This is a genomic window from Bartonella capreoli, assembly GCF_902813205.1.
Lineage (GTDB): Bacteria > Pseudomonadota > Alphaproteobacteria > Rhizobiales > Rhizobiaceae > Bartonella > Bartonella schoenbuchensis.
This window is the reverse complement of the sequence record NZ_CADDZX010000150.1, coordinates 1-497: the sequence shown is the minus strand read 5'-3', so window position 1 is coordinate 497 and position 497 is coordinate 1. Positions and strand designations below refer to the sequence as shown.

General features: G+C 38.8%; 1 protein-coding gene and 1 pseudogene. Both read right to left on the bottom strand.

Annotation, left to right across the window (positions count from 1 at the left end; all coding sequences use genetic code 11):
* The coding region (locus J7R05_RS07805) for an SDR family oxidoreductase (RefSeq protein ID WP_208541826.1) at positions 1-285 on the bottom strand (285 nt) is incomplete at its 3' end.
* Positions 286-336: 51 nt separating this feature from the next.
* Positions 337-497 (bottom strand): annotated as a pseudogene (locus tag J7R05_RS07800) (beta-ketoacyl-ACP synthase I); the annotation flags it as partial.

Below are 497 nucleotides of genomic sequence, written 5' to 3'. Positions count from 1 at the left end.
AAAACCAATGGCATGGACAATAAAATCAATTGTTTTCCATTCTTTTTCAAGTTGCTCAAAGACGTAGTCAATATTTTCAATTTTTTCAACATCGCACTCAAGTAATAATTTACAACCAAGCTTTTCTGCTAGTGGTTGGACCCGTTTTCCGAAAGCATCTCCTTGATAAGTAAAAGCTAATTCAGCTCCTGCTTCTGCTAGTTGGCACGCAATACCCCATGCGATTGAATGGTCATTTGCAACCCCCATAATAAGGCCACGTTTGCCCTCCATCAAACCTTTCATATTATTCTCCGTAAAAGATCGTGCTTTTTTCAACCAGCTAAGAATTCCTGTTTATGTATAGCGTTGGAAAACGAGCGTTGCATTGGTACCGCCAAAACCGAATGTATTTGACAATACAGTATTAAGTTGTTGATGATCACGACGTTCACGAACAATGGGCATATCAGCAAAAATTGGATCAAGCTCTTCAATATGAGCGCTTTCGCAAATAA